This window comes from Streptomyces sp. NPDC057638 (assembly GCF_042800315.1).
Taxonomy (GTDB): Bacteria; Actinomycetota; Actinomycetes; order Streptomycetales; family Streptomycetaceae; genus Streptomyces.
In genome coordinates, this window is the sequence record NZ_JBHVHF010000002.1 from 84,961 (window position 1) to 93,225 (window position 8,265).

Sequence of the window (8,265 nt, forward strand, 5' to 3'; positions counted from 1 at the left end):
TCGGGTACTGCTCCGAGATGCCGCCGCGCCTGCTGCTTCGGGTACTGCTCCGGCGTGCCGCCGCGGGTGCTGCTCCGCGGCGGTGGCCGAGGGCTCACCGCGCCGCCCGCCGGGTCCACCGGGCCCGCTCCCGCCAGGGCCTTCAGGGGAGCGTCCCGCACGGAGCGTGATGGCGGAAGAGGGAGTCCCCCCGGCGTGTCCCGCCCGTCCGTCCCCGCTGACGGGACGCCCGGCTCAGCGTTCGCCCGTGAGCTGCGCGTGGAGGGTGAGCGCGGCGGCGTCGGTGAGGGAGGCCAGCTGGTCCACAATCACCCGAGCGCGTGCCCGGTCGTCCTGTGCCGCGTCGAACAGGGCCCGGAACTGAGGGTCCAGGCTCCGGGGCGCGCGGGCGGCCAGCAGCTCGGCCAGTTCGGCGAGGACGATCCGCTGGTCGGCGCGGAGCTCCTCCTGGTCGGGGCGCCGCATCACATACAGGTCCGCGACGGCCTTGAGCGCCGCGCACTCCAGCCGGGTCTCCCGGGGCACCACCAGCCCGGCGGCGTAGCGGGTGAGGCGTCCCGTACCGTACGCGTCCCGGGTGGCGGTCTCGGCGGCCAGACAGAAACGGCCGATCAGCTGGCTCGTGGCGTCCTTGAGCCGGGCCTGGGCGACCGCCGAGCCGTCGTAGTGGTGGGGCCACCACTCCTGGTCGAGCAGCCGGTCGAGGGCGGCGGAGAGTTCGGCGGGGTCGGTGCCGGCGGGCGCGTACCGTCCGGCGGCGACCTGCCATATCCCGGCCCGCTCGGTGTCGGAGAGCAGCGCCGCCGGGTCGATATGCCCGGCGTGCAGCCCGTCCTCCAGGTCGTGGACCGAGTAGGCCACGTCGTCCGACCAGTCCATCACCTGTGCCTCGAAGCAGGTCCGCCGGCCGGGGGCGCCCTCGCGGAACCAGGTGAAGACGGGCAGGTCGTCCTCGTACACCCCGAACTTCACCGAGGAGGGGTCGGTGGGGTGCGCGCCGCGCGGCCAGGGGTACTTGGTGGCGGCGTCCAGCGCGGCCCGGGTGAGGTTGAGGCCGACGCTGACCGGCGTGCCGTCGGCAGCGTGAACGAACCGCTTGGGTTCGATACGGGTCAGCAGGCGCAGCGACTGGGCGTTGCCCTCGAAGCCGCCGCAGTCCTTGGCGATGTCGTTGAGGACGGCTTCCCCGTTGTGGCCGAACGGGGGGTGGCCCATGTCGTGCGAGAGGCAGGCGGCCTCGACCAGATCGGGGTCGCAGCCGAGCGCCGCGCCCAGCTCCCGGCCCACCTGCGCGCACTCCAGGGAGTGGGTCAGCCGGGTGCGGGGGCTGGCGTCCCACGCCCGCCCCCGCGCGCCGGGCTCCACGACCTGGGTCTTGCCCGCGAGGCGGCGCAGGGCGGAGGAGTGCAGCACCCGGGCGCGGTCGCGCTGGAACGCGGTGCGACCGGGGCGTTTGTCGGGCTCGGGGGCCCAGCGGGCGGTGTCCTCGCTGTCGTAGGGCGGCCGGTCGCTGTCGTAGGGCGAGCGGCGGCTGTCATGGGACGGTCGGTCGCCGTCGCGGGGCGGGAGGCCGCTGTCACGGGGTGGGAGGCCACCGTCGCGAGGTGAGCGGCCGCTGTCACGGGGTGGGAGGCCACCGTCGTGGCGCGGGAGGCCGCCGTCGCGAGGTGGGAGGCCGCTGTCACGGGGTGGGAGGCCACCGTCGTGAGACCCCCGCTCGCTGTCATGGGACGGTCGGTCGCCGTCGCGGGGCGGTCGGTCCTGGGAGCTTCCGGTGGTGCCTGCCATGCCCCGACGTTAACCCGCCGCGGCCCGCGCGCCGTCATGGCCCGGCCCGCCCCGTACGGCTGTTTCCCGAGCTCCCCGAGCTCCCCGGGCCACCCGGCGGTGAGCCGCGGGCCCCGGCGCGGAGGGGTCGCGGGGGCCCGGCGCGGAGGGGTCGCGGGGGCCCGGCGCGGAGGGGTCGCGGGGGCCCGGCGCGCGCGGGAGAGTGGGCGCATGGGTCATACGAAGAAGGACACGGTCGCCCTGCTGGCCCGGCACGCCGAGGCCCTCGCCCTCTTCGGGGAGCGGGTGCACGCCGTCCGCTCCGACCAGTGGGACGACGCGACTCCCTGTGCCGCGTGGTCCGTCCGCGACCTGGTCAACCATCTGACCGCCGAGCAGCTCTGGGTGCCCGACCTCGTGACCGACGGTGCCGCCATCGCCGATGTCGGCGACGCGTACGACGGCGATGTCCTCGGCTCCCGCCCCCGCGCCACCTGGGACGCCGCCGCCCGCGCCGCCCGGAAGGCGTTCGCCGCGCCAGGGGCGCTGGAGCGGACCGTATGGCTGTCGTACGGGGAGACCCCCGCCGCCGACTACTGCGCCCAGATGGTCACCGACCTGGTCGTGCACTCCTGGGACCTGGCCCGCGCGATCGGCGCGTCCGAACGCCTCCCCGACGCCCTGGTGGGCTTCGCGCTGGACGAGGTCACCCCGTACGCCTCGGAGCTGGCGAAGACCGGGCTCTTCGCCCCGCCGATCGAGCCGCCGCCGGGCGACGGCCACCAGACCCGGCTCCTGGCCCTGCTGGGGCGTCGGGTCTAAAGGCTGTCCGGGACGGCGCGCGGGCGGGTGGTTCCACGCCGTGGGGGAACCGGGCCCACCCCTGTCGGGCCCGGGTCCACCACGGCGTACGACGGCTCGACGAGGCGACGGCTCGCGCGCTCAGCGGTACGGGCGCTGCTCCTTGGCCTCCTTCAGGGCCCGCCCCCACCACTCCAGCTGGTCGAGCATCGACGCGGCGGCCGCCCGCGCCGCCTCGGTCGGGGCGAACCCGAGGTGGACGTTGTGGAAGGACACGGTGTCGCGGACCGTCGCCGCGTGCATCTCGGCGAAGACGTGCCGCAGGTGTTCCACCGCCCGCAGGCCGCCCGAGACCCCTCCGTACGAGACGAAGCCGACCGGCTTGGCCCGCCACTCGGAGAAGTGCCAGTCGATGAGGGCCTTGAGGGCGGCGGGATAGGAGTGGTTGTACTCGGGGGTGAGGACGACGAAGGCGTCCGCCTCGGCCAGGGTGGCCGAGACCGTGGCGAGGGAGTCGGCGACGGCGGGCGGCGGGGTACCCAGGGCGGTCGGCAGATCGGCCTGGGCGGTGTCGACGGTGGTGACGGTGAAGCCCGCACGGGCGCCGGCCTGTTCCAGGAACCAGTCCGCGACGGCCGGGGCGAGCCGGCCCTCGCGGTTGCTGCCGATGATCAGGGCCAGGTTGAGCGTGGCCGTCCGGGCAGGGCTGGTGAGCGGGTTCTCCCGCGTGGTGAGGTTCATACCGGGAAGGCTCCTACCTCAATCAGAGTTGAGGTCAAGCGGTGGCCGTCACGCCCGGGAATCACGCCCCGATAACCCGGCGCGACCACCGTCGGCCCCCCGCCCTCACCCATTCGGCGCGCCTCTCACCCATCGCCCGCCACACCCGCCTGACCTGCGACGACACCGGCCGTCCAGTGCGACACGCCGTCACCATCCGTCCTATCTGATGAACCATCAGCAGGCGCCGGGCGGCACACCCGCCTTTTCTCGGGAGGGACGGAACACACACCGCGCCGACCGGAGGAGCACCATGCGCACGACCGCCCGCCTGCTGACCTGTGCCGCACTGGCGGCCGCGACCATAGGTGTCGGTGCCCCCGGGGCGTACGCCGGGGACCGCGCGTCCCTGGAGATGTTTCCGTCCACGGCCGCCCCGGGGGCGACCATCACCGTCAACACCACGGCCTGCGGCCCGGACGGTCAGGGGGTCGGCGATCCGCGTTCCCTCGGGGTGCGGGAGTTCCCGCTGATGACCGGGGCGCACGAGGAGACCGTGGTCGGCCAGTTCCGGATCCCTCATGGCATCGAGCCGGGGAACTACCGGATCGGGGTCCGCTGCGCCAGCGGTGAGCTGGCGAACGGAACCGTCACGATCCAGCGGGACGCCGCCCGTACGGCCGGGCAGGCCACCACGGCCAACCCCGCCGACCGCAGTGACCACAGCAACAACGATGAGCGCGACAAGGACAGTGGTAACGAGCGCGACTCCAACAGCAGTGGCAACCACAACAGCGACAACGGCAACCACAACAACAACAGCGGAAGTGACACCGGCGGGCAGCGCCATGAGCAGCCCACCGGCCATGTCCGCACCGGTGTCGGCGGCAGTGTCGGTCCCGACACCACCCGTGTCGCGGCGGGAGTGGCCGTCCTGGCCGCCACCGCCGTCGGCGGAACCCTTCTGCTCCGGCGCCGGGCGAGCGGCGCGCCAAGGAGCTGAAGGGCCGGGGCGCCCCTCAACCGGCCGCCTCTGAGCGTGGTCGGCCCACCCGCCCCGTACCGCCGTAACCCGTTCCCCCGGCAGACGACGTCCGCCGGGGGAACCGGGCGTACGGAGGGACAACCGGGCGTACGGAGAGAGACAGAGCGGCCGCCGCGAGACAGCGCGGCCAGGGAGACCAGGAGGAGCGATGAAGGCGAAGGGCTGGGGGCTGGCGGCCGCCGCCTGTCTCGGGGTGTGGCTGGTCCAGAGCGGCTCGCAGCACATCACCCCGCCGATGCCGTCGGCCGCCCAGGCGTTCGCGGCGGGGCCCCGCGCGCACACGGACGCCGCCGCCGATCCCCTGGCGCCGTCGGCCCCGCTGCGGCTGCGGATCCCCGACATCGACGTCGACACCCCGCTCACCGGCCTCGGTCTCGGCCGGGACGGCAGCCTGGACGTACCACCGCCCGCGAACGGCAACCTCGCGGGCTGGTACCGGGACGGCACCACCCCCGGCGCCCGGGGGACCGCGATCGTCGCGGGCCATGTCGACAACGCCAAGGGCCCCGCCGTCTTCTACGCCCTCGGCGCCCTGAAGAAGGGCCACCGCGTCGAAGTGGTGCGCGCGGACGGCCGTACCGCCGTCTTCACCATCGACGCGATCGAGGTCTACGAGGCGGAGGGCTTTCCCGACCGGAAGGTCTACGGCTCCCGCGACCGGGCCGAACTCCGCGTGATCACCTGCGGTGGCGGCTTCAGCGAGAAGACCGGCTACCGGGGCAATGTCGTCGCCTTCGCCCATCTGATCGGGGTACGGGAACGCCTGGGACGGGTCGAGAACGCCTGACGGCCCCGGATACGCACCGGGGCCCGCCCCCTCACGCCCACTGGTCCAACGCCAACTTCGCCACCAGCGAGAACACCACCACCAGCAGCACTCCCCGGACGAACCCGCTCCCCTTGCTGAGCGCCATCCGCGCCCCGATGGTCGCGCCCGCCAGGTTGAAGACGGCCAGCGCCGCCGCCAGCTGCCAGTAGACCGAGCCCTGGGCGGCGAACATGGCGAGGGCGCCCAGATTGGTGCAGACATTGACGATCTTCGCGGTCGCGGAGGCCGTCAGCAGGTCCAGCTGGAGCACGGCGGTGAGGGCGAGCACCAGGAAGGTGCCGGTCCCGGGGCCGAACAGCCCGTCGTAGAAGCCGATACCCCCGCCGACGAGGACGACGGCGGTCACGGCGCGGGCCCGGGTCACCCGGCGGGCGGCCGCCTCGCCGGAGGTGTCGGCGCCGCCCCGGTCCGTACCGAAGGAGGGGCGCAGCAGCACGAACGCGGCGACCGCGAGCAGCGCCACCATGATCACCGGCCGGAGGACCTCGCTGCTGACGCCCGCCGCGAAGAACGCGCCCGCCATGGACCCGGCGAGCGCGGCCAGTCCGATCCGTACCGCCGTGGCCACCTTCACGGGTGCCCGGCGGGCGTAGGTGACGGCGGCTCCGGTCGTGCCGACGATGGCGATGGCCTTGTTGGTGCCGAGGATATGGGCGGCCGGGGCCTGGGGCAGTCCCAGCAGGAGCGCGGGGAGCAGCAGCAGTCCGCCGCCGCCCACGACGGCGTCGATCCAGCCCGCGGCGAACGCGGCGAGGGCGAGCAGCAGAAACGTGGTCAGGGTTATCTCAGGCACGGAGGACGACCTTAAGGGCTGTCCCGTAATCCCCAGCGGCCTGCCCGTCCATGAACCTCCGTGGGTGATGGGGCGAGTGAGGCGCGGCTCACCACCGAGGCACCGGGGCGCCCCGCCCTGGGGAGGGACGGACCGGCGTCAAGAACGCGTGAAGAGAGGGCCGCGGGGCGCAAGAGACACGACAATGCGGCCCGCGACGCCGAACGCGCCCCCTCACGCTGGGGCCTGCCCTCGCCCGAGGCGCATCCCCAGCGGAGGTAACCAGCCACGATGACCACTCTCTCGACGCCTCCCGGCCAGCCCCCGGCGGAGGACACCGCCCCCGAGGGTCAGTCCCCGGTGGAGGACACCGCCTCCCGGGCCGCCCCGCTCACTCTCCCGGTGGAGGACACCGCCTCCCGGGCCGCCCCGATCGCCCTCCCGCCGGGCGTCCTCACCAGTGAGCGGCACCGGCTGACCTCGCTCCAGGGCCTCGCCGCGCTCTCCCTCGACGCGATGGCCTCCGTCGCGTACGGCCCCGAGGCGATCGTGCTCGTCCTGGCGGCGGCGGGCGCGGTCGGGCTCGGGTACACCCTGCCCGTCACGCTCGCCATCGCCGCGCTGCTGGCCGTGCTCGTCGCCTCGTACCGCCAGGTGATCGCCGCCTTCCCGGACGGCGGCGGCTCCTACGCCGTCGCCCGCGCCCATCTGGGGCGGCGCACCGGACTGGCCGCGGCCGCCTCCCTGGTGCTGGACTACGTCCTCAACGTCGCGGTCTCGGTGACGGCCGGTGTCGCCGCGCTGACCTCCGCCTTCCCCGCGCTCTACGACGACCGGCTGGCGCTCTGCCTCGGGGTGCTGATCCTGGTCACGGCGGTGAACCTGCGCGGGATCGTCGACTCCGCGAAGGCGTTCATCGTGCCGACGGCCGTCTTCGTCGGTTCGATCCTGACCCTGATCGTGGTGGGGCTGTTCCGGGACGGCCCGGTCTCCACCGAGGCCGCCGAGGGGCACGCCTCCGCGCTCGGCGAGAGCGCGACGACCGTCGGGGCGCTGCTGCTGCTCAAGGCGTTCGCCTCGGGGTGTTCGGCGCTGACGGGCGTGGAGGCGGTCGCCAACGCCGTCCCGTCCTTCCGCGCGCCCGCCGCGAAGCGGGCCCAGCGCACCGAGTTGGCGCTCGGCGCGCTGCTCGGGGTGATGCTGATCGGCCTCTCGGTCCTCATCGGCCGCTTCCACCTCCAGCCGGTGGAGGGCGTGACGGTGCTGGCGCAGCTCGCGGACGCCTCCCTCGGTCACAACGCGGGCTTCTACGTGGTGCAGTTCGCCACCGTCGTCCTGCTGGCGCTCGCGGCGAACACGTCCTTCGGCGGGCTGCCGGTGCTGATGTCCCTGCTGGCGCGGGACAACTACCTCCCCCATGTGTTCCGGCTGAAGGCCGACCGCGAGGTGCACCGCCACGGGGTGGTGGCGCTGGCCGCCGTGGCCGCGCTGCTGCTGCTCTTCTCCGGCGGGGACACCAACACCCTCGTCCCGCTCTTCGCCATCGGCGTCTTCGTCGGCTTCACCATCTGCCAGACGGGGATGGTGATCCACTGGCGCGGGGAACGCTCCCCCGGCTGGGTCCGCAAGGCGCTGCTCAACGGTCTGGGGGCGGTGCTGACCGGCCTGGCCACGGTGGTCGTGACGACGATGAAGTTCACCGAGGGCGCCTGGCTGATCGTGATCGCGCTGCCCGCGCTCGTCCTCCTCTTCGAGCTGGTGCACCGCGCGTACGGCCGGATCGACGAGCGGATCGGCCTGGGCCGGGTGCCCGAGACCCCGCACCGGGACCGCTCACTGGTGATCGTGCCCGTCTCCCATCTCTCCCGGCTGACCTCCGAGGCCCTGACCGCCGCCGTCTCCCTCGGCGACGAGGTACGGGCGGTCACGGTCACCCACCCCGGCACCGAGGACCGCGCCGCCGCGCACGCGCTGCGCCGGGACTGGGAGCGCTGGAACCCGGGCGTGGAACTGGTGGAGCTGCACTCGGAGCACCGGACGATAGGGCGTCCGGTCTCCGCGTACGTACGGCGGGTGTACCAGTACCACCCCGGGACACGGGTGACGGTGCTGATCCCCGAGGTCGAGCCGGACCGGCTGTGGCAGCGCCTGCTGCAGAACCAGCGCGGCGCCGTCCTCGCCCACGCGGTGCGCCGGGACACGGAGGCCGTGATCTGCCGCCTCCGCTTCCGGCTGGCGGACCGTGCGCGGCGGTAGCGGGGAAGGGTACGGAGCAGAAGGGTACGGAGGGGCAGGGTACGGAGGGGAAGGGGCCCGGCGCCGGGATGATCG

At 74.0% G+C, this 8,265-nt stretch carries 7 protein-coding genes; 4 read left to right on the forward strand and 3 right to left on the reverse strand.

Features of this window, described 5'->3' with window-relative positions; genetic code table 11:
• Positions 1-234 precede the first annotated feature (234 nt).
• Positions 235-1,788, reverse strand: a complete 1,554-nt coding sequence (locus tag ACFVIM_RS00830; protein ID WP_384297011.1) for a deoxyguanosinetriphosphate triphosphohydrolase — start codon at positions 1,786-1,788, stop codon at positions 235-237.
• 210 nt (positions 1,789-1,998) lie between these two features.
• On the opposite strand from ACFVIM_RS00830, the gene ACFVIM_RS00835 reads away from it, so the two are divergent.
• On the forward strand, positions 1,999-2,589 hold the full coding sequence (locus ACFVIM_RS00835) for a TIGR03086 family metal-binding protein (RefSeq protein WP_384297012.1): 591 nt from the start codon (positions 1,999-2,001) through the stop codon (positions 2,587-2,589).
• 120 nt (positions 2,590-2,709) lie between these two features.
• Here ACFVIM_RS00835 and ACFVIM_RS00840 read toward each other — a convergent pair whose 3' ends face one another.
• Positions 2,710-3,309 (reverse strand): NADPH-dependent FMN reductase, encoded by a 600-nt coding sequence (locus ACFVIM_RS00840; protein WP_384297014.1) that lies wholly within the window; start codon positions 3,307-3,309, stop codon positions 2,710-2,712.
• 292 nt (positions 3,310-3,601) lie between these two features.
• On the opposite strand from ACFVIM_RS00840, the gene ACFVIM_RS00845 reads away from it, so the two are divergent.
• Entirely contained in the window at positions 3,602-4,291 is a 690-nt protein-coding gene (locus tag ACFVIM_RS00845) for a hypothetical protein (protein ID WP_384297015.1), read from the forward strand.
• A 190-nt stretch (positions 4,292-4,481) separates the two neighbouring features.
• Entirely contained in the window at positions 4,482-5,120 is a 639-nt protein-coding gene (locus ACFVIM_RS00850) for a class F sortase (RefSeq protein ID WP_384297017.1), read from the forward strand.
• Positions 5,121-5,151: 31 nt separating this feature from the next.
• On the opposite strand, the gene ACFVIM_RS00855 is transcribed toward ACFVIM_RS00850, so the two are convergent.
• Positions 5,152-5,955 carry a sulfite exporter TauE/SafE family protein gene (locus ACFVIM_RS00855; RefSeq protein WP_384297018.1) on the reverse strand — a complete coding sequence of 268 codons (804 nt, stop codon included), beginning with the start codon at positions 5,953-5,955 and terminating at the stop codon, positions 5,152-5,154.
• 270 nt (positions 5,956-6,225) lie between these two features.
• Here ACFVIM_RS00855 and ACFVIM_RS00860 point away from each other — a divergent pair, with 270 nt between their 5' ends.
• Entirely contained in the window at positions 6,226-8,190 is a 1,965-nt protein-coding gene (locus ACFVIM_RS00860; protein WP_384297020.1) for an APC family permease, read from the forward strand.
• Positions 8,191-8,265 lie beyond the last annotated feature (75 nt).